The 17,502-nt window shown below is 58.6% G+C and carries 17 protein-coding genes; 9 read left to right on the top strand and 8 right to left on the bottom strand.

What is annotated here, in order from left to right:
- Positions 1-14: 14 nt before the first annotated feature.
- From GEI7407_RS16935 to GEI7407_RS21475, 4 genes are all read left to right on the top strand, one after another.
- The gene (locus GEI7407_RS16935; protein WP_015173430.1) at positions 15-518 is read left to right on the top strand and encodes a DUF177 domain-containing protein; all 504 of its coding nucleotides are present in this window, start codon (positions 15-17) and stop codon (positions 516-518) included.
- A 47-nt stretch (positions 519-565) separates the two neighbouring features.
- The gene (locus GEI7407_RS16930) at positions 566-2,089 is read left to right on the top strand and encodes an AAA family ATPase (RefSeq protein ID WP_015173429.1); all 1,524 of its coding nucleotides are present in this window, start codon (positions 566-568) and stop codon (positions 2,087-2,089) included.
- 14 nt (positions 2,090-2,103) lie between these two features.
- Positions 2,104-2,571 (top strand): SH3 domain-containing protein, encoded by a 468-nt coding sequence (locus GEI7407_RS16925; RefSeq protein ID WP_015173428.1) that lies wholly within the window; start codon positions 2,104-2,106, stop codon positions 2,569-2,571.
- Between the two features lie 180 nt (positions 2,572-2,751).
- A complete protein-coding gene (locus tag GEI7407_RS21475) occupies positions 2,752-2,922 on the top strand; it encodes a hypothetical protein (protein ID WP_015173427.1) in 171 nt (56 codons plus the stop codon).
- A 226-nt stretch (positions 2,923-3,148) separates the two neighbouring features.
- Here the strand turns inward: GEI7407_RS21475 and GEI7407_RS16920 are convergent, their stop codons facing one another.
- The 3 genes from GEI7407_RS16920 to GEI7407_RS16910 form a co-directional block, all read right to left on the bottom strand.
- Positions 3,149-3,604, bottom strand: a complete 456-nt coding sequence (locus tag GEI7407_RS16920) for a Fur family transcriptional regulator (RefSeq protein ID WP_015173426.1) — start codon at positions 3,602-3,604, stop codon at positions 3,149-3,151.
- A 336-nt stretch (positions 3,605-3,940) separates the two neighbouring features.
- On the bottom strand, positions 3,941-5,185 hold the full coding sequence (gene sigC / locus GEI7407_RS16915; protein WP_015173425.1) for an RNA polymerase sigma factor SigC: 1,245 nt from the start codon (positions 5,183-5,185) through the stop codon (positions 3,941-3,943).
- A 702-nt stretch (positions 5,186-5,887) separates the two neighbouring features.
- On the bottom strand, positions 5,888-7,717 hold the full coding sequence (locus GEI7407_RS16910; RefSeq protein ID WP_015173424.1) for a mechanosensitive ion channel family protein: 1,830 nt from the start codon (positions 7,715-7,717) through the stop codon (positions 5,888-5,890).
- A gap of 184 nt (positions 7,718-7,901) precedes the next feature.
- Here GEI7407_RS16910 and ribD point away from each other — a divergent pair, with 184 nt between their 5' ends.
- Together ribD and GEI7407_RS16900 are read left to right on the top strand one after the other, a co-directional pair.
- Positions 7,902-9,065, top strand: a complete 1,164-nt coding sequence (gene ribD, locus GEI7407_RS16905; RefSeq protein WP_015173423.1) for a bifunctional diaminohydroxyphosphoribosylaminopyrimidine deaminase/5-amino-6-(5-phosphoribosylamino)uracil reductase RibD — start codon at positions 7,902-7,904, stop codon at positions 9,063-9,065.
- A 54-nt stretch (positions 9,066-9,119) separates the two neighbouring features.
- Positions 9,120-9,800: a hypothetical protein gene (locus GEI7407_RS16900; protein WP_015173422.1), complete on the top strand. Its 681-nt coding sequence runs from the start codon at positions 9,120-9,122 to the stop codon at positions 9,798-9,800.
- Positions 9,801-9,855: 55 nt separating this feature from the next.
- Here the strand turns inward: GEI7407_RS16900 and GEI7407_RS16895 are convergent, their stop codons facing one another.
- The 5 genes from GEI7407_RS16895 to GEI7407_RS16875 form a co-directional block, all read right to left on the bottom strand.
- Complete coding sequence (locus tag GEI7407_RS16895) at positions 9,856-10,605, bottom strand: amino acid ABC transporter ATP-binding protein (protein WP_015173421.1); 750 nt, start codon at positions 10,603-10,605, stop codon at positions 9,856-9,858.
- Between the two features lie 14 nt (positions 10,606-10,619).
- Positions 10,620-11,825, bottom strand: coding sequence for an amino acid ABC transporter permease (locus GEI7407_RS16890; RefSeq protein WP_015173420.1), 1,206 nt, complete (start codon positions 11,823-11,825; stop codon positions 10,620-10,622).
- The gene (locus GEI7407_RS16885) at positions 11,825-13,009 is read right to left on the bottom strand and encodes an amino acid ABC transporter permease (RefSeq protein WP_015173419.1); all 1,185 of its coding nucleotides are present in this window, start codon (positions 13,007-13,009) and stop codon (positions 11,825-11,827) included. Before GEI7407_RS16885 ends, GEI7407_RS16890 begins: the two co-directional genes overlap by 1 nt.
- Positions 13,010-13,034: 25 nt before the next feature.
- Complete coding sequence (locus GEI7407_RS16880; RefSeq protein WP_015173418.1) at positions 13,035-14,111, bottom strand: transporter substrate-binding domain-containing protein; 1,077 nt, start codon at positions 14,109-14,111, stop codon at positions 13,035-13,037.
- 434 nt (positions 14,112-14,545) lie between these two features.
- Positions 14,546-14,770, bottom strand: coding sequence for a hypothetical protein (locus GEI7407_RS16875; RefSeq protein WP_015173417.1), 225 nt, complete (start codon positions 14,768-14,770; stop codon positions 14,546-14,548).
- 460 nt (positions 14,771-15,230) lie between these two features.
- Between GEI7407_RS16875 and GEI7407_RS16870 the strand changes: the two genes are divergently transcribed.
- The 3 genes from GEI7407_RS16870 (at position 15,231) to GEI7407_RS16860 (ending at position 17,500) form a co-directional block, all read left to right on the top strand.
- Positions 15,231-16,088, top strand: coding sequence for a hypothetical protein (locus GEI7407_RS16870; RefSeq protein WP_015173416.1), 858 nt, complete (start codon positions 15,231-15,233; stop codon positions 16,086-16,088).
- Between the two features lie 254 nt (positions 16,089-16,342).
- Positions 16,343-16,975 (top strand): DUF6391 domain-containing protein, encoded by a 633-nt coding sequence (locus tag GEI7407_RS16865; RefSeq protein ID WP_015173415.1) that lies wholly within the window; start codon positions 16,343-16,345, stop codon positions 16,973-16,975.
- Positions 16,976-17,137: 162 nt separating this feature from the next.
- Positions 17,138-17,500: a photosystem I reaction center subunit IV gene (locus GEI7407_RS16860; RefSeq protein WP_015173414.1), complete on the top strand. Its 363-nt coding sequence runs from the start codon at positions 17,138-17,140 to the stop codon at positions 17,498-17,500.
- Positions 17,501-17,502 lie beyond the last annotated feature (2 nt).

Raw genomic sequence — 17,502 nt, 5'->3', positions numbered from 1 at the left:
GAGGTCTTCGGGGCATGGACGCAGTGCATATTCCTCAGCTCAATCGTCTGCCAGACCAGACGGCATCGTTTGAGATCGCCGAGCATCTTCCAGGTCTGGAGACGCTGACGCCGGTCCAGGGCTCGGTCAAGGTCTCCCACCGAGGCACCTATTTGGAGGTTTCGGGTCAGGCACAGGCAATCATTACCCTGACTTGCCATCGCTGCCTGAACCAGTACAACCACCGCTTGCAGGTGGATGCGAATGAAATGATCTGGCTGCGATCGCAGTCGGATGTCGCAGGCACAGCGCCCCTCGAAGAAGAAATCGAATTTGAGGATCTCGTGGAGACGCTGTCGTCGCAGGGATATTTTCGCCCCGATCAGTGGCTTTATGAGCAGCTGTGCTTAATGATTCCACCTCATCAGCTGTGTGACGAGCAGTGTCAGGGCATTGCGCTGCAAGATGCTAGCTTGACGGAGGCGGTCGACAGCCGCTGGTCTGCGCTGGAGCGGCTCAAGCGCCAGATGTCGTCCTAGGGCTGTTTTGATCCAGCGGTGCAGTTGCTTCGATACCAGCAAGATCTATGAGTTTTCGGGACGAATTTGAACTGCTGCTGAGAGCCTGCTACCCGGTGATCTATGTGCCGACGCAGGAAGAGGAGCGGGTAGAAGCGGCGATCGCCCAATCTGCTAAGCAGCTGGGCGGACGGGCCGTTTATATCTGGGATTTCGTCGAAGGCTACCAGGGAAATCTCAACGATGCGGGATTTGGGCGTCGCAATCCGCTGCAGGCGCTGGAGCTCGTTGAGAAGCTGCCTGCCACCGCCCCCGCAATCTTTATTTTGCGAGACTTTCATCGCTTCCTCGAAGATGTGGCGATCGCCCGCAAGCTGCGCAACCTTGCGCGCCTGCTCAAGTCCCAGCCCAAAAACTTGGTCCTCCTCTCGCCCCAGCTCACGATTCCAGACGAGCTGACTGAGACCATTACGGTTCAAGAATTTCCGCTGCCCCAGGCGATCGAAATTCGCACCGAAATTGAGCGCCTCTTGGGGAGTTTGGGGCAGACGCTCCCCAGCCGCACCCTCGATGAGCTGGTGCGATCGTGTCAGGGGCTGTCCCTAGAGCGCATCCGGCGAGTTTTGGCGCGGGCGATCGCCACCCACAGCGAGATTCGCCCCGAAGACGTGGAGCTGATTCTCCAAGAAAAGCGTCAAACCATCCGCCAAACCCAGATTCTGGACTTTTATCCAGCCACAGAGCAAATTTCCGACATTGGCGGCTTAGACAATCTCAAAGACTGGCTGCTGCGGCGAGGTGGCGCCTTCTCGGAGCGAGCCCGCCAGTATGGTTTGCCCTATCCCCGAGGCCTGCTGCTGATCGGCATTCAGGGCACTGGCAAGTCTCTCACTGCCAAGGCGATCGCCCACCACTGGCACCTGCCCCTCCTACGCCTCGATGTCGGACGCTTGTTCGGCGGCCTGGTTGGTGAATCTGAGGCCCGCACTCGGCAAATGATTCAGGTGGCTGAGGCGCTCTCGCCCTGCATTCTCTGGATCGATGAAATTGACAAGGCCTTCGCCGGTCTCGAAGGAAAAGGCGACTCTGGAACTGCCAGCCGCGTTTTCGGCACCTTCATCACTTGGCTTGCTGAAAAAACTTCTCCGGTCTTCGTCGTCGCCACCGCGAATAATATTCAGTCCCTGCCCCCAGAGATGCTGCGCAAAGGGCGCTTTGACGAAATTTTCTTTGTTGGTCTACCCAGTCAAGAAGAGCGCCGCGCTATCTTCAACGTTCATCTGTCTCGTCTGCGGCCCCACAATCTCAAGACCTACGAAGTCGATCGCCTTGCCTATGAAACGCCTGACTTCTCAGGCGCCGAAATTGAGCAGGCCATCATCGAAGCCATGCACATCGGCTTTAGCCAAGACCGAGACTTTACCACAGATGATATTTTAGAAGCGGCCAGTCAGATTGTGCCCCTTGCTCAGACCGCCAAGGAGCAAATCCAGTTCTTGCAAGAATGGGCAGCGGCCGGAAAAGCCCGATTGGCCTCCAAGCACAGCAGCCTCAGCGATCGCATCCAGCGACAGCTTCAGGGGCCAGAATAAAAGAGTGCGAGCCCATGCGTCTAATCGTCAATCTATTCAAGTTTTTGCTCGGATTCCTGCTGGCGCTAGTCTTGCTAGGGCTTGGAGGGTATGCGGCTGCTCAGTATCTGATGCTAAAGTTCAACGCTTCTTTGCCAGAGCGGCCGATCTTTAGCGAAGAACAGCCCAAAGAGAGCTCCAAGCCAGCGAAGGCAACGGCGGCCAGTGCGCCCGCAGCTTCTCCTTCTCCCGCAGCCGCCTCGCCTTCTCCCTCGCCCAAGCCTCTGGAGCCTGGAGCCTACACCGCTCGGGTCACTTGGTCTGAAGGGCTGGTGCTGCGCGGCGCTCCTGGTATTGATGGAGAGCCCATCGGCGGCGTGGACTACAACGAGCAAGTCGTGGTGATCGAAGACAGTGCAGATAAGCAGTGGCAGCGAATTCGCATTGAAGGCAGCGATCGCGAAGGCTGGGTCAAAGCTGGCAACCTGTCTCGCGCAAACTGACGCTCTGTCGCCACAAAAGCCAATCGCGCCGCAGTAAACGGTCCGATTTCTTGTTAAGAAACATCGCCATCTTTAAAGCTTAGTATCGAAAAGCTTGCCCTGACCGCGTTCGGGTAAATGTGGGTGATAGCTTGATAAGAAGCAAAAATGCTTTATCAAGCAATATCAATCATCTGAGCCATGTACGGGAAAAATTCAGGTAAAGATTGGGTTGGTGCTGCAATTACGGCAGCGATCGGTGCAGGAGTGGTTACTTCCTTCGCTGTTAGCCAAGGACAAAACCCTTTTGTTGCCCTTGGTATTACTGGATTTGCCACAGTAATAGCTTTGGTTATTGATAGCTTGCTATAGCAAGGACTTCCGAAAAACTAACCGCTTCGATAGCGCGATCGCTCATGAAGTCATTGCACTGCGAAAGCGCGTCAGCTCCATTCAGAGCGTGAGAAAGTCTCATTGCTTAGGCGACTCTACAGGCCCTCGCTGGGATGCTCCGTCGGAATATTTCTTCTGGCCAAAAGCAACTGGGGTTTGCAAAAAATGAGGCGAAAAACCCCAGTTTTTGCTGACTTCTGACAAATTACATCGGCAGCAGCGCTCGCTGGCAAGCCGGACAAATCGCGTGAATGGTCAACTGGCAGTCCAGTAGGTGATAGCCTTCTTTGCGAGTCGTTTTGTTGCCAATTTTCAGCACTGAGTCACTTTTGAACTCAATGGTTTTGTTGCAGCGAACGCAGATTAGGTGATGGTGGTGATAGGGATAGGGCTGATTGAGCTCGTAGTGCTTGTGCCCCTCAGCTAACTCCAGTTCCCTGAGAATACCGAGCCGCGCCATGAGTTTCAGGGTGCGGTAAATGGTTGAGAGGCTAATACTCTCCCCTTCACTTTGCAAAAGATTGTAAAGATCTTCTGCGCTTAAGTGCTTACCTTTGGGCAAATTTTGAAACACATGAAGGATGGTTTCTCGCTGAGGAGTTAAGCGCCAGCCTCGCTCGTTCAGCTCTGCTTTAAGAGCACTGGTAGTGTAGGGTGACATATAGCATTCTCAGCAAAACCTCTTACTTGAGAATGATACACAATAAATCTAGCTTTTTTCAAGAAGGTATTCTTATTGAGACTAATTAGCAGTTTAAATGGCTGAAATCGCCTGTGAATTTGCAGACGATCGCAGAAAAGAACGTTTTTTGTAAGGAGCTGAAAATCTGGTTTTGGATGTTTTTAGGGTCAGCTTGAGTGTCATCGTGAATTAGAGGCGATCGCCTTTAATTAACAAGCCAAGTGTAAAAAAATATGTTTTAAGGCCTAGTTGAGAATGATCACCAACTAGGCCTTGATAGGTATTTGGGAGATGTCGCGAGGCAAAAGTAGTCTGCTAGCTTAGAGACTCCAAATAGTCGCGAATGCGGTTGCGACGCTTGGGCTGCCGGAGCTTTTGCAGGGCTTTTGCTTCGATTTGGCGGACGCGCTCTCGCGACAGATCCAGAGCCCGACCAATCTCGGCGAGGGAATAGGGATGGCCGTCGCCCAAGCCAAAGCGCATCTGAATGACGTCCCGCTCGCGGCTAGTCAGGTCTGCCAGAAGCTGCTGGAGGTCGCGACGCAGAGACTCCCGCATGAGGGTTTCTTCGGGCGTGACGTCGTCGGTTTCCAGCAGCTCGCCCAGCTCGGTGTCTTTCTCTTTGCCGACTTTGGTTTCGAGGGAAACGGAGCGCGGGACGCGCAGCAGGACTTCACGCACCTGGGGCGAGGTCATTTCCAGTTCCCGAGCAATGTCCTCAATGGTGGGCGTGCGGCCTTTTTCTTGAGAGATCTTGCGCTGGGCTTTCTTGATTTTGTTGAGCTTTTCGGTGATGTGGACCGGCAGGCGAATGGTGCGGCTCTGGGTGGCGATCGCCCGCGTGATGCCCTGGCGAATCCACCAGTAGGCGTAGGTGCTGAAGCGATAACCCTTGGTGGGATCAAATTTCTCTACGGCCCGCTCCAAGCCGAGGGTGCCTTCTTGAATCAGATCCAGCAGCTCAAGGCCGCGATTTTGGTACTTCTTGGCCACAGACACGACGAGGCGAAGATTCGCCTTGATCATGTGCTCTTTGGCGCGGATCCCTTCTCGCTGAATCTGCTCTAATTCTTGGATTGTCAGCCCAGTCAGCTCAGCCCAGCGCTGTTTGCCGCTGGCGAGGATGGGTTTGAGCTCAGTGACGTCAACGCCAGCGGCTTCGGCCCACCGCTCCAGAGAGGGACGGTGCCCCAAGTGAGACGTCAGCGTGTCTCGAGCTTCGATGATCTGGACGTAGCGCTGGATCGTGCCGCCTTCTGCCTGGGCGGCCTCATCTCGCAGCTCCAGCAGACGCATGTAGCGCTGTACTTGCTGAGCTTCGGAGACTTCCTCATCCCGCCCGAGCAATCGGACGCGACCAATCTCCTGGAGATACATCCGCACCAAATCGGTGGTGCGACGACCGGGACGCTTCTGCAAGCCATCGGGATGAACGAGCTCTTCTAGCTCATTAAGAGAAGTCCCAGCGGCTTCATCGAAGTCAGGCTCGTCTGGCGAAAAGCCTTCCGAACCAACCGGATCATCATATGCTGCGTTGGGGCTAAAGCTGCTTGCTTGCATAGTATCCTTTTCGGTTGCTCCAGGTGGTAGTGAGGCTCAATCTGGCTGTTTCCTACTGCTAGGATTCCCTTGACAAAAGACAAGCAAACACTTTGTTGGGTTCCTTTACAGAGTGATTTGATGAGGTGTCAAGAGGGCTTTACAGATGACTCCTGGATGAGCACAGAGCCTCTGGCAATCAGTATCTGAACGGAATTTTGTGAGACCGTTTCAGTGATTGAAACCTCGGGGTTTGTATGAACTGAAACGAGCACCCTGGTGAATACTGAGGTGGCGATCGCGCCGTAGGTATTGCTAGACTGCGATTACTATACGGAGCGGCCACGGTAGCTTGAGTGACCGTTGTCAGAGGGTAAGTTAATCTACATCACGCCTGACGCGGGTTCCTGATCACTTTCCCAGCAAAGCGTTGATTTTTCTATAAAAGTTTTAAAAATTTTGGTGAGCGATTTTCAAGTTTGAGAAAGCGCAGGTCCTGAAGCAAGGCTGAAAGCCCTGATGCGCTGCGGCTTTCTAGGGATTATTTGAAGACAGTTCAAAATTAAAAAATTAAAGATGTCTTAAGGTTTTGAAGGGGCAATTTGGGCTGAATTGTAAAGAATTTTGATTAAGAGCGGGTAAAGGGCGATCGCGCTTCAAATTGCGATCGCCCTTCAGCATGCAAATCCATTGACGCTCGGCCCTTGAGCCGAGTGATTCATGCTAGTTGAATGAATCTTGGGATTTGCTAGAAGCAGCACTGCTGCCATTGGCATGGTCGGGATCGACCATTGACTTGCGGCGATCCAAGCTCCAGAGCCACAGCGACTGTTGGGGAACCCCGATGGAGATTCCCGCTTGATCTAGAGCTTGCTTGAGGCGGCGGCGATATTCTCGGGCCACATTCCATTGTTCGAGGGGCTTGGTTTGAATCCAGAGCCGAATGGAGATGCCTTCATGGCTCAGGTTTTCGACCCCCAGGACTTGCAAGGGATCCAGAATGCGATCGCGCCAATCCGGATCGCGGCTCAAGCGCAGAGACACTTCGCGAATGATCTTCAGGGCCTGATCGGTGTCGACCCCGTAGGCTACGTTGATCACCAGATCGGCGCGGGACCAGTCCTTCGAGAGGTTGCGCACCACATCGATGGTGCCGTTGGGAATCGTGATGAGCTGGCCCTCAGAGTTGCGCAACTGGGTGATGCGCAGATTCATGTTTTCCACCAGACCCGCTTCGCTCTTGACGCTGATCACATCTCCCACGGCGTACTGGTCCTCAAGCAAAATCAAGAACCCGTTAATGGTGTCCTTGATCAGGCTTTGGGCGGCGAAGGAAACGGCAAGACCGATGATCCCGGCACCAGCGAGCAGCGGCGCGACGTTGAGTCCGAGGCTTGAGAGTCCAATCAGGGCGCCGATGACCAGCAGCACAAGGCCAGCAATGCTTTTGAGCACCCGTGAGAAGGTGGTGATGCGCAGGGCGATTCGCTGGGGATTGGTGGGGCTAAAAAAGCGACCATTGCCCACGGCCCAAAAGAAGCGATCGATAGCGACGGCGCTGATGCGGATAGCCACGTAGGTTCCCAACAGGGTCAGGATAATTGTGACCGGGATCTTGAGGCCAGAGACGATCTGCGGCTGGAGCCAGCGGACCTGGGGAAACAGCCCAAGCCCCAAAAAGAGACCGCCTCCCCATAAAACGATCTGGCCTGCCTGGAGCAAGCGCCGCTGAATCTCGATCAGATTGCGCTGCTGAAGGTGGGAGGCCTGATGCTGGGCGGCGGCCAGCATGGCGGCTTCGCGAGCGGCGGATGCTTCGGGGGTGCCGGTGGTGGGCTGGGTAACCACGGGCGGCGGCACGTCTGGGGTCTGGGCTTCGAGCCGATGGAGCTTGGCTCGGAGGTGACGCTGACGATAGGCAAAGCCTGCGCTGATCAGCACTAGGAGGACGCTGCCGATCGCTGCGATCGCCAGGCGTCGCTGGAAGGCTGCGGGCTGTCGCTCGGCGATCGCCCGTCTCAGCCCAAACTCAATGCGTTTAGCAAATTCTTCTGCTGTGCCCTGGAGGGTATTAGCGCCCTGGAGCTCTGCGTCCTGCTCCGTCACGGTCATGATCTCCTGGTCACCAAACTGAAGAACTGGTAGACCGTTGTCGGGGCTCTCGATCACGTCGATGGCGATGGGGGGCGGATTTTCGGCGCGGCTCAGGCGCTGCACGATGTCTCGCAGGCGTCCCTCGATGATGTTGGTGCGCCACTGAATGGGACTGGCTTCTCCTGGGCGATCGCTGGCGCTCGCTGCGACCCAAAAGAGCGTACGGCCGTCGAGTCGAATCCGCCCAGTATCAATTCGCTCGGCCGGTGTACTCGGCGGCAATATATTCTCAATATCTTGAAGATTAATGCCTGGAATACTGGGAATTTGGGCAGCGGCGGGTGATGTCAGCCGCGGAGCAAATCCAAAAAGTGTAAAGCCTACCAAGACCGCAAGGACAATGGACCACACTTTGGAGCGGCGATCGCCCTTGGGTGAGCGGTGGGTTGCAGGTGGCATAGGAAACCCCTGAAAAACAGCAAAGGTCGGCTCTGATCGGACCCTGGAATGTTTAGTGAGCCGAAGATTTATGAAGTTTTGTTTTCAGGATCACTATCCAGCAAACTATAGGAGGGACTCGTAACTCCTCGAATCTCTCGCAGGTAATAGGTATTTATTGGGTTTCTTCCCTCAAAACAGCGGTATGTCCCTAGACGATTGGTTTTTGCAGGTTCTCTGGTCCTCTTTGCCCGAGCTCACTCCAGCCGATGGGGCGAAGCTGGAGAGCGATCGCGCCTTGATGCGGCGCTGCATTGCCCTGGCCTGCCGCGCCCTCGGCCAAACGGCCCCCAATCCCCTCGTAGGATCGGTGATTGTCAAAGACGGGGAGATCGTGGGGGAAGGCTTCCACCCCCAGGCAGGGCAGCCCCATGCGGAGGTGTTTGCGCTGCGCGCGGCGGGCGATCGCGCCTTGGGCGCAACCCTCTACGTGAACCTAGAGCCCTGTAGCCACCACGGACGCACCCCGCCCTGCGCGGACGCCATCCTGGCGGCGGGCATCGCCAAAGTGGTCGTCGGCAGCCTAGACCCCAATCCCCAGGTGGCGGGGCAGGGCATCGCGCGGCTGCGGGCGGCGGGCCTCGAGGTCGTGGTGGGCGTCGAAGCGGCGGCCTGCCAGATCCTCAATGAAGCCTTTTTTCATCGCATCACCCACCGCCGGCCCTTCGGCATCTTGAAATACGCCATGACCCTCGATGGCAAGATCGCCGCGACGGGAGGACACAGCGCCTGGGTGACGTCCCCGGGGGCTCGGCGGGAGGTGCATCACCTGCGGGCCACCTGCGACGCGGTCATCGTCGGGGGCAACACGGTGCGGCGCGACAATCCCCACCTGACCAGCCATGACGTGAGCGATCGCCATCCCCTGCGCGTGGTGATGAGCCGCCGTCTGGATCTGCCCACGGAGGCGAACCTGTGGCGATCGCAGGTCGCCCCAACGGTGGTTTTTGGGGAAGTCGGGGCCAACGAGGTGGTGCACCAAGCCTTGGCGAAGCAAGGGGTCGAAGTGGTCCTCCTGGAGACCTGCACGCCGGAGGCGGTGATGGCGGATCTCTACCGTCGGGGGCTGCTGTCGGTGCTGTGGGAGTGCGGCGGCACTCTGGCTGCCCAGGCGATCGCCCAGGGCGCTGTCCAGAAAGTCTGGGCCTTCGTCGCTCCCAAGCTGATTGGGGGACCCGCCGCGCCGACCCCCGTGGGAGAACTGGGCCTGACCCAGATGACCGACGCGATCGCCCTAGATCCCGTGCGCGTGCGCTCTGTTGGGCCTGATTTATTGGTGGAAGGCTATCTTCCGGCAGCACCCCGTTGACGTGCTCTCCACAACTGATACAGTTGCGCTATCAATCTGGTGAAAAGCGCAGCGATGGGAGAGACCCTTGCACTGAGTTTGCTCGTGGGTAGCCTGGGTCTCCAGTCAGCGATCGCGGGGGGATGGCTGTACTGGCGACAGCTGGTGACGGGGAGACAGGAACGGGAGGAGGAAGAGAACTTGACCCGCTACGACTATGGAGAAGTGCCCGTTAATGAAGATCAAAAGCTCGAAAACCCAGCAGAAGCAGGGGTAAACTCGGCCCCAGCCAAAAGCGCCCCGGCCAGCGCAGGAATGGTCAACGGCGCCAAAGGTCAGCGAGATCCGCGTTTGGTCGGCTGGGAATTCAAGATTGTGCGGGCGAACCGCGACCTGTTTCGAGACAGTGCTGCCTTCCGCCAGCTTTGCAAAGAAGAGGCCGAAGCGGGCTGGATCTTGCTCGAAAAGCTGGACGATCGCCGGGTTCGCTTCAAGCGGCCTATCGCTCTGCGCGACATTATCCGCTCGGATTATCTCTCCTTTGACCCCTATCGCAGCACCTACGGACCGTCGGGTAGCTCTTGGGCCTGGCTAGGGGCGATCGCCGCTTTGACCGCCATTTTGCTGCCCGCCTATTTGGGCTACACCCTCGTTTCCACCACCCTCAAAAGGCCCGTTGCTCCGGCGGTGTCGCCGACTCCGGTGCTTCCTCAAGCCGCAGAGTCTGCGCCTGCCTCACCCCCAGAGCAGCCCTAGGGCCAGCGACGCCAACCCTGTCAGGACTGGCTGAGCAGCATCTTAAAGACTCTCGTTAAAGAATCTGGGAGAGAAACTGGCGCGTGCGCTCCTCGCGGGGGGCCTGAAAAAAGGTGGTGGGCGTCCCCTCTTCCACCAAGAGGCCCTGGTCCATCAGCACGATGCGATCGGCCACTTCCCGCGCAAAGCCGACCTCGTGGGTGACCACCACCATGGTCATGCCCGAATCCGCCAGCGATCGCATGACATCTAGGACCTCTCGTACCATCTCCGGGTCTAGGGCCGAGGTCGGCTCGTCAAACAGCATGATCTTGGGCTGCATGGCCAGGGCGCGGGCGATCGCCACTCGCTGCTGCTGGCCGCCGGAGAGCTGCCCCGGATACTTGTGGGCCTGCTCCAGGATGCCCACCCGCTCCAAAAGCTGCATGGCGACGGACTCCGCCTGGGCCTGGGGCCAGCGCCGCACCCGGCGCGGAGCCAGGGTGACATTCTGGAGCACGCTCAGGTGGGGAAACAGGTTGAATTGCTGAAACACCATCCCCACCTCGCGCCGGATGGCCTCAAGGCTGCCCATGTCGTGGGACAGCTCGATGCCGTCGATGACAATGCGGCCCCGCTGGTAAGCTTCGAGACCATTGAAGGTGCGGATAAAGGTTGACTTGCCAGAGCCCGATGGCCCCATGATCACCACGACTTCGCCTCGCTGGATCTGGAGGCTGACGCCCTTGAGCACGTGAAAGCGGTTGTTGTACCACTTGTGGACGTCTTGGGCGAGGATGATCGGCTCAGCGGGTTGAGAGGTCATGGCAGGGGAGAAGATCAGGGCTGATGTCCGGTCGAGAGGTGCTGCTCAAGGCGGCGGCTCGCCAGGGACAGGGCGTAGCAAAACAGCCAGTAAATCAGGCCAATAAAGAGATACACCTCGGCATATCGTCCCAGGAAATCGGGCTGGGCCAAAATCGAGCGGGCGGTGCCGGTCAGTTCCAATAGTCCCACAATCACCAGCAAAGACGTGTCCTTGAACAGGCCAATGAACTGACCGACGATGGCAGGAATCACGGCGCGCAGGGCCTGGGGCAGCACGATCAAGAGGGTCACCCAGACGGAGTTGAGGCCTAGGGCGCGGGCCGCTTCGACCTGGCCGCGCGGAATTGACTGGAGACCGCCGCGGACATTTTCGGCCAGGTAGGCGGCGCTAAAGAAGGTGAGACCGGCGATCGCCCGCAGCACGCGATCGAGGCGAATCCCCGACGGCAGCACCAGCAGCAGCATCAGCTGGGCGATGAACAAAATGCCAACCAAGGGCAGCCCGCGCACGATCTCGATATAAAGGATGCACATCCAGCGGACCACGGGAAGATCGCTCTGGCGCCCCAAGGCCAGCAGCACTCCCAGCGGAAACGACACCACGATGCTGACGACGGCGGTAAAGACGGTCAGCAGCAGACCATTCCACAGGTTGCTGTTGACCTCTCGCAGGCCCAGCCCGCCGCCGATCAGCCACAGCACCACCGGGAACGACAGCCCCCAGAGTCCCCCCAGCCAGGGTCTCAGGCGATCGCCCCAGTGGCTGAGGCCGATTCGCCAGCCCGCGACTCCCAGGGCGATCGCGCTTCCCAGACCTGCTTTGGCCAGCCAGTCCCAAGGCGCGGCGGCTAGGCCGATCAGCGCACTGCCGAGGGCGATCGCGCTTGGCGGGAGCGCTCGCTTGTCCAGTTTGATCTTGACGCTGCCTAGGGTCAGACCCAGCAGCCCCAGCACCAGATCCAAGACCAGCCACAGCCGCCACACCTGACCCGCAGGATAGCGCCCCACCGCAAACAGCTTTAGGTTGGCGCCGATCACGTCCCACTGCGCTTCGCCCCAGGCCCAGCCCAGCAGCCGGTAGGCCCCATAGCCCAGCAGCCAGCCGCTGAGCAGGGTCAGGGCGACGTTGTAACCATTGCTAAACAGGTTTTTGCGGGCCCAGGCCCAGGGCGTGAGACGGACGGTTGGCGGTGGCAAGTCCTGTGGCGTCATTGGCATCAGCGCTCCTTGATCTGCACCCAGCGGTTGAGGCCGTTCATGACCAAAGCGATGACCAAGCTGATCGATAGATAGGTCACCATGATCAGCGCCATCACCTCTACGGCCCGCCCCGTCTGGTTAAAGGTGGCCGAAGCCACGAAATACACGTCTGGATAGCCGATGGCGATCGCCAGACTCGTGTTTTTGGCCAAGTTTAGGTATTGGCTGGTCATCGGCGGGATCATCACCCGCAGCGCCTGGGGCAAGATCACCCGCCGCATCGTCAGTGCGGGCGACAGCCCCAGAGCCTGGGCGGCTTCCCACTGGCCCCGCGGCACTGCCTGGACGCCCGCCCGCACGATCTCCGCGATGAAAGACCCCGTATAGAACACCAGCCCCAAAAGCAGCGCCGAGAGCTCCGCAGATAGGTACAGCCCCCCGCTGCGGCCCGTAGCCGCGTCGAAAGTCGTCAAGCTAACAGCAAACGGCGGGCCTTGGGCGATCGCCCAGATCAGCAGCCCCCCGGCGATCGCCACCCCCAGGCCCCAGCGTCTGGGGTGGCCCGCTGGCCCGAGGCGCGATCGCCCATAGCCCACGCCCACCGCCAGCAAAAGGGCGATCGCCCCCAGGCCCAGCCAGATCGGCGTCCCCGCCACCGGCTCCAGCCAGGGCAGCGTCAGACCCTGCTTGCTCACCGAGATCCCGCCCCAAAACCGCCAGCGCTCCTCCGCCACCGGCGCGCTGAGAAACACCGCAAAGTACCAAAAAAATAGCTGTAGCAGCAGCGGCGTATTGCGAAAAATCTCCACATATACCAGCGCTAGCTTGCGGATCAACCAGTTGTCGGAGAGGCGTGCAATCCCCGCCACCCCGCCCACCACCGTCGTCAGGACGATGCCCAAGGCCATCACGCGCAGGGAGTTGAGCAGCCCCACCAGCAGCGCCCAAATGTAGGAATCCGAAGGCGTATAGGGAATCAGGGTTTCCCCAATGCCAAAGGACGCCTGATAGCGCAAAAACTCAAACCCCAGCTGGATTCGGAGCTGCTGAAGATTGAAAATCAGGTTGCTCCAGAGCGTTGCTCCCAGGGACACCACGGCAACCACGGCGATCGCCTGTCCCGCCACTCGCCAAAACCGCACGTCGCGCAACCAGCGGGCGATCGCCCCTGACCCCGAAGAAGCCTGATGGTTCGGTGACATCGTTTAGTCTTCCTCCCGACAGGCCCTAGCGTAGAGGCGGCGCATACATCAGCCCCCCCTGCTCCCACAGTTGATTGAGCCCCCGATCGAGATTCAGCGGCGTTTTGGGGCCGAGATTGCGATCGTACATTTCGCCGTAGTTGCCCACGTGTTTGACGATCCGGGCCGCAAAATCATTGGAGAGGCCCAAGCCCTGACCCAAATCCCCCTCCACGCCCAAAAATCGCTTAATTTCCGGATCATCGCCCGTTTTGAACTGTTCCCAGTTTTGGGACGTGATGCCCAGCTCCTCCGCTTCGATCAGGGCAAAGATGCTCCAGCGCACCACGTCTGCCCACTGGGAATCTCCGCCCGCCACCGCTGGGGCCAGCGGCTCCTTGGACAGGACCTCCGGCAACACGTAGTGGCTGTCTGGGTCCGGCAGAGCTGATTTCCGCGAGATTAGCTGAGAGCGATCGGAGGACACCCCCGCACATCGCCCCTCAACATAGGCCGCGTAGGCCGCATTAATGTCCTCAAACACAATGAGCTGGTAGTCAATGCCCCGCTTGCGCATTTGGTCTGCCAGATTTTGCTCATTGGTCGTGCCCGTCTGGGTGCAAACCGCCTTACCCCGCAGCGCCTCCAGCGTTTTGATGCCCGAAGCGGCCCGCACCATGATCCCCTGACCGTCATAGAAAACCGTCGGCGCAAAATCCAGGCCCACCGAGGCATCCCGGCTCAGAGTCCAGGTTGTGTTGCGGCTGAGAATATCAATTTCGCCGGTTTGCAGGGCCGTAAAGCGTTCCTTGGCGTTGAGATTGCGAAATTCGACCGCGTTGGGATCGTCAAAGAGCGCAGCGGCGATCGCCCGGCAGATGTCCACATCCAGCCCCGTATACTCGCCCTCGCGATTGACAAAACTAAAGCCCGGTAGCTCGCCGCTCACCCCGCACACCAGTTGTCCCCGGTCCAGCACCGTCGACAGGCGACTCACGCCGCCCACCAGATTCATCGGCCGGTTACTCCCCGTGGGGGCCGGTCTGCCGGCTCGCAGCCCACAGGCCGAAAGCGGCAGCGCCAAGCACATCACCGCCAAAATCAGAGAACCCCAGTGCCGCATAGCCCTTGCATCCTGAACGCCCAAGACTCCAGCGCCCCAACCGCGGCTCTTGCAAAGCGCGATCGCCCCTCGACCCTGTGGCCAAAGCTGGGGCCAGCGTGGTAGCTGTGTCTCATCATATCTGCTTCTTCCAGGTCTCCTGTCTTCTGGACTGCGCAAGGCCGCGCAAGGCCTTCTTGGCCCCACGCTAAAAAGCGAACTTCCAGAAGCCTGGAAATTCGCTTTTTGGTTCAGCTTCGGGTGAAGCTACTAAAGTTCAATGCCTTGACGAAACCCAAAACCGTTGGTGGCTCGATCGACCGGACCCAGGACAGAGGATAACCAGAAACGTCTAGACAAAAGCTTTGTTATGGATTGGCGGCGCGGTTTTGCTTTGTGAGGCGTGCAGCGCATTCTTGCCAAAGGTTGCCAGCAGTGGCCTGCTGGACCAACGCTTAGCGGTATACAACGAGGCGTTCGTGGGCAATATCTCGAATGAGCGTCAGGTGTGAGCGGATATAAGCCGTCAGCACATCGGTCTCGGCGTAGTCGAGCGGCTGCTCGTTACGAATTTGCCTCAACAACCACTGCACCAAGCTGGGGTCATCCAGCTTTATTAGCACATTGGCTTGGGTTGTCTCGACCAAAGACCAAAACTGGCGCAGCAAAGAGGGTGTCATAAGACCTCTTATCTAGCGACTTTTCACTTTCAACATAGCTGATCTCATTCCCCTCACTGGCAGACCATACAAGAAGACACAAGAGTTACAAAAACCGTAATGAAGTGATCCATAACTTGATTGAGATCAGTGTGTCTAAACCCTGGGGTTTGATGCGTTCCGAAATGTTCTGTATCTCTGCTTAAAATCCTTGACAAAAACTGACCTGATCCCGGCGATCGATCGCCCACTCTACCGACCCTAGCTCTCATTTCATTTCTCGCCTCAGCAGGGGTTTGGTATCCGGTTTTACCGTTACTTTGAAAAGTTCATCCGTAGAGCTCCCCGCGGCTGTCTTGCCCGCGCGATCGCCGTGACTTCATGACCCCCCTAAAAACGCGATCGCCTGTGACATTGGCAGCGCTCAAGGCTATCCTGAGAAGAATATTGGGCCGCGTTGGGGAGATTTGGGAGAATCAAGATGAAAAAGTTCACAACCTGGGCATTTGTAAGTGCAGTTGCCTTGACTTTGACGGGCTGTGGTGGTGGTGAAGAAGTTGCCGAAGAACCCGCTGCTCCGGCCCCCCAGGCTCAAGCTCCAGCGCCTGCGCCCGCACCAGCGGCTCAGCCCTTTAATCAGCCCACGGTTCCCCAAAGCGCTCCCGGCAGCGCCGCCCTCATCCAGTCCACAAACGTTTCGGAGCGGGTCCGCCAAGTTTCTTCTGGTCGCCAAGATCCCTTTGCGGTTGTCCAGGTTTCGCCGGTGATTGAGCGGCCGCAGCCCGCCGCCGGGGCCGGAGGCCAGGTAGCTAGCCGGCCCGCCAATGCCTCAGCCGGTGGTAGCGGTACGGCGGGTGCTGGTGGTACGGCAGGCCGCCCGGCGGGTGCTGCTGCGGGAGGAACGGCGTCCCGGCCTGGAGCTGCGGGCGGCACCAAGCCCGGTGGGTCAGCTCGCCCCGGCGGGGCAGGGGGTACTGCCGCCGGTGGCGCCGCTGGCGCGCGCCCTGCGACGCCGGCCAAGCCCCAGCCACCGGCGATCGCTGCTTTGCCGCCCTTGCCCCAGCCGACCCTCGCCCAAGCAGTTGAAATCACCGGTGTGCTAGAAGCCGCGGGCGCTTCTCAGGCGATCGTGCGCACCCCCGACGCTCCGTCTGGCCGCTATGTCAGCGTTGGTCAGCGCCTGATGGATGGTCAAGTGCTCGTCAAGCGCATCGAAATGCGAGGCTCTGAGCCCGTCGTTGTCCTGGAGCAAGATGGCGTAGAGGTAGCCAAACGGGTGGGCGAAAGCGCCACCCCGAGCACCCAGCAGGCAGCCGCTCCCGGACGCATTGCTGGCTAGGGCGATCGCCCCAAAGCGCCACCAGAGAGCGCCCAAGCGCTGGGGCTTGGGAATGTTTTCGGATTCCTTAAAGGATCGCTGAGAGACTGTCCGGCCAGGGGAGGCCAGCGCTAGAGTGGGAGGTAGGGCTTGGGTCACCCGTTTCTCGCTTCTCCCCAGGCTGCCCTGGGATTTGCTGGGATTTCGTTAATATCTGGGAAGCAGGATCTGCGATCGCCCAACGCTCTCAACACCTCTGTGACTGCGTGGTTGCTATGACGACTTCACCGACTTCCTCCAACGCTCCATCTTTTTGGGAAGACTGGGGTCTCGATCTGTCCCCCCAACCCGGCGGAGACAGCGATTTCTTGGCGCAATTCGGATATCTGCCCGGCCTCAAAGAGCTGCTCACCCTGCGTCAGGTCCACGCCCTCGAGCACGCGACGGTGTGGGTCCTCAGTGAAGCCGTCCGGGGAACCTCGGAAGAGGGGACCGAAGCAGATTTGCTCAGCGGCATGTCAACAGAGCAGGGCTTCTATCTCTATGGCCAGGTCAAAACCTTGCAGCTTCAGCGGGCCGTGCAGACAGCGCTCCAGCGCATCACGACGGGCGCTTGGAGTTTGGCGGTCCACCCCCGCTGCGGCACCAATCTATCGGTGGGGATGCTGCTGACGGCTGGGTTAACCATGGGATTTCATCTGCTGCTGCCGCGAGGGCCGATCACGCAGCTGCTGGGCCTGGGCCTAGCGACAACGGCGGCGGCCCAGCTAGCGCCAGACGTGGGGGCTCTGGCCCAGCGCTACATCACGACGGCGATCCCGTTTAACTTGGTGGTCGAAAGCATCACGCCTTTGCCCGCGCAGTCTGGCCGGCCGACGCATTTTGTGCGAGTGCGATGGGTGAATTGAGCTTGAGCAGGGCGATCGCGTCATAGTCGCGTCATAAAAATTAACATTTTGTTAGAAATAAAACTTAAAGCCGTAAACTCCCTGAGAGTCCGTGGAGAGTAGTACGCTGAAAAGCAGCTAGCTGCGTGAGTTAAAGCTTAATAACTTTAAGGAAAAGGACTCATGGTTCAACGCGGTTCAAAAGTTCGAATTCTCCGCAAAGAATCCTATTGGTTTCAAGATGTGGGTACGGTTGCCTCGGTAGATACCAGCGGCATCAAGTACTCGGTTATCGTGCGTTTTGATAAGGTCAACTACGCAGGGGTGAATACCAACAACTTTGCCCCCAACGAGGTGGTCGAAGTTGAAGCACCGAAGGCTAAGCCCAAGACGGGTGCTAGCGGCAAGCAAACGCCCGTCGCACCCGCTGCTCGCAAGACCGGTACGGGCGTGCCCAGCCAGACTCGTCCTGGCGCTCAGGCTGAAACCCCCGGTGGTAACAAGGGCGTAGAGGGTGACCCCAACCAGGGAACCGAAGCACGGTAGAC

This window comes from Geitlerinema sp. PCC 7407 (assembly GCF_000317045.1).
Classification (GTDB): Bacteria; Cyanobacteriota; Cyanobacteriia; order PCC-7407; family PCC-7407; genus PCC-7407.
This window is presented reverse-complemented; position numbering and strand designations above follow the sequence as displayed.

Excerpts from the sequence above, each read along its gene's own strand:
- GEI7407_RS16935 (WP_015173430.1), top strand. The coding sequence starts at position 15 with ATGGACGCAGTGCATATTCCTCAGCTCAATCGTCTGCCAGACCAGACG.
- GEI7407_RS16930 (WP_015173429.1), top strand. The coding sequence starts at position 566 with ATGAGTTTTCGGGACGAATTTGAACTGCTGCTGAGAGCCTGCTACCCG.
- GEI7407_RS16925 (WP_015173428.1), top strand. The coding sequence starts at position 2,104 with ATGCGTCTAATCGTCAATCTATTCAAGTTTTTGCTCGGATTCCTGCTG.
- GEI7407_RS21475 (WP_015173427.1), top strand. The coding sequence starts at position 2,752 with ATGTACGGGAAAAATTCAGGTAAAGATTGGGTTGGTGCTGCAATTACG.
- GEI7407_RS16920 (WP_015173426.1), bottom strand. The coding sequence starts at position 3,604 with ATGTCACCCTACACTACCAGTGCTCTTAAAGCAGAGCTGAACGAGCGA.
- sigC (WP_015173425.1), bottom strand. The coding sequence starts at position 5,185 with ATGCAAGCAAGCAGCTTTAGCCCCAACGCAGCATATGATGATCCGGTT.
- GEI7407_RS16910 (WP_015173424.1), bottom strand. The coding sequence starts at position 7,717 with ATGCCACCTGCAACCCACCGCTCACCCAAGGGCGATCGCCGCTCCAAA.
- ribD (WP_015173423.1), top strand. The coding sequence starts at position 7,902 with ATGTCCCTAGACGATTGGTTTTTGCAGGTTCTCTGGTCCTCTTTGCCC.
- GEI7407_RS16900 (WP_015173422.1), top strand. The coding sequence starts at position 9,120 with ATGGGAGAGACCCTTGCACTGAGTTTGCTCGTGGGTAGCCTGGGTCTC.
- GEI7407_RS16895 (WP_015173421.1), bottom strand. The coding sequence starts at position 10,605 with ATGACCTCTCAACCCGCTGAGCCGATCATCCTCGCCCAAGACGTCCAC.
- GEI7407_RS16890 (WP_015173420.1), bottom strand. The coding sequence starts at position 11,825 with ATGCCAATGACGCCACAGGACTTGCCACCGCCAACCGTCCGTCTCACG.
- GEI7407_RS16885 (WP_015173419.1), bottom strand. The coding sequence starts at position 13,009 with ATGTCACCGAACCATCAGGCTTCTTCGGGGTCAGGGGCGATCGCCCGC.
- GEI7407_RS16880 (WP_015173418.1), bottom strand. The coding sequence starts at position 14,111 with ATGCGGCACTGGGGTTCTCTGATTTTGGCGGTGATGTGCTTGGCGCTG.
- GEI7407_RS16875 (WP_015173417.1), bottom strand. The coding sequence starts at position 14,770 with ATGACACCCTCTTTGCTGCGCCAGTTTTGGTCTTTGGTCGAGACAACC.
- GEI7407_RS16870 (WP_015173416.1), top strand. The coding sequence starts at position 15,231 with ATGAAAAAGTTCACAACCTGGGCATTTGTAAGTGCAGTTGCCTTGACT.
- GEI7407_RS16865 (WP_015173415.1), top strand. The coding sequence starts at position 16,343 with ATGACGACTTCACCGACTTCCTCCAACGCTCCATCTTTTTGGGAAGAC.
- GEI7407_RS16860 (WP_015173414.1), top strand. The coding sequence starts at position 17,138 with ATGGTTCAACGCGGTTCAAAAGTTCGAATTCTCCGCAAAGAATCCTAT.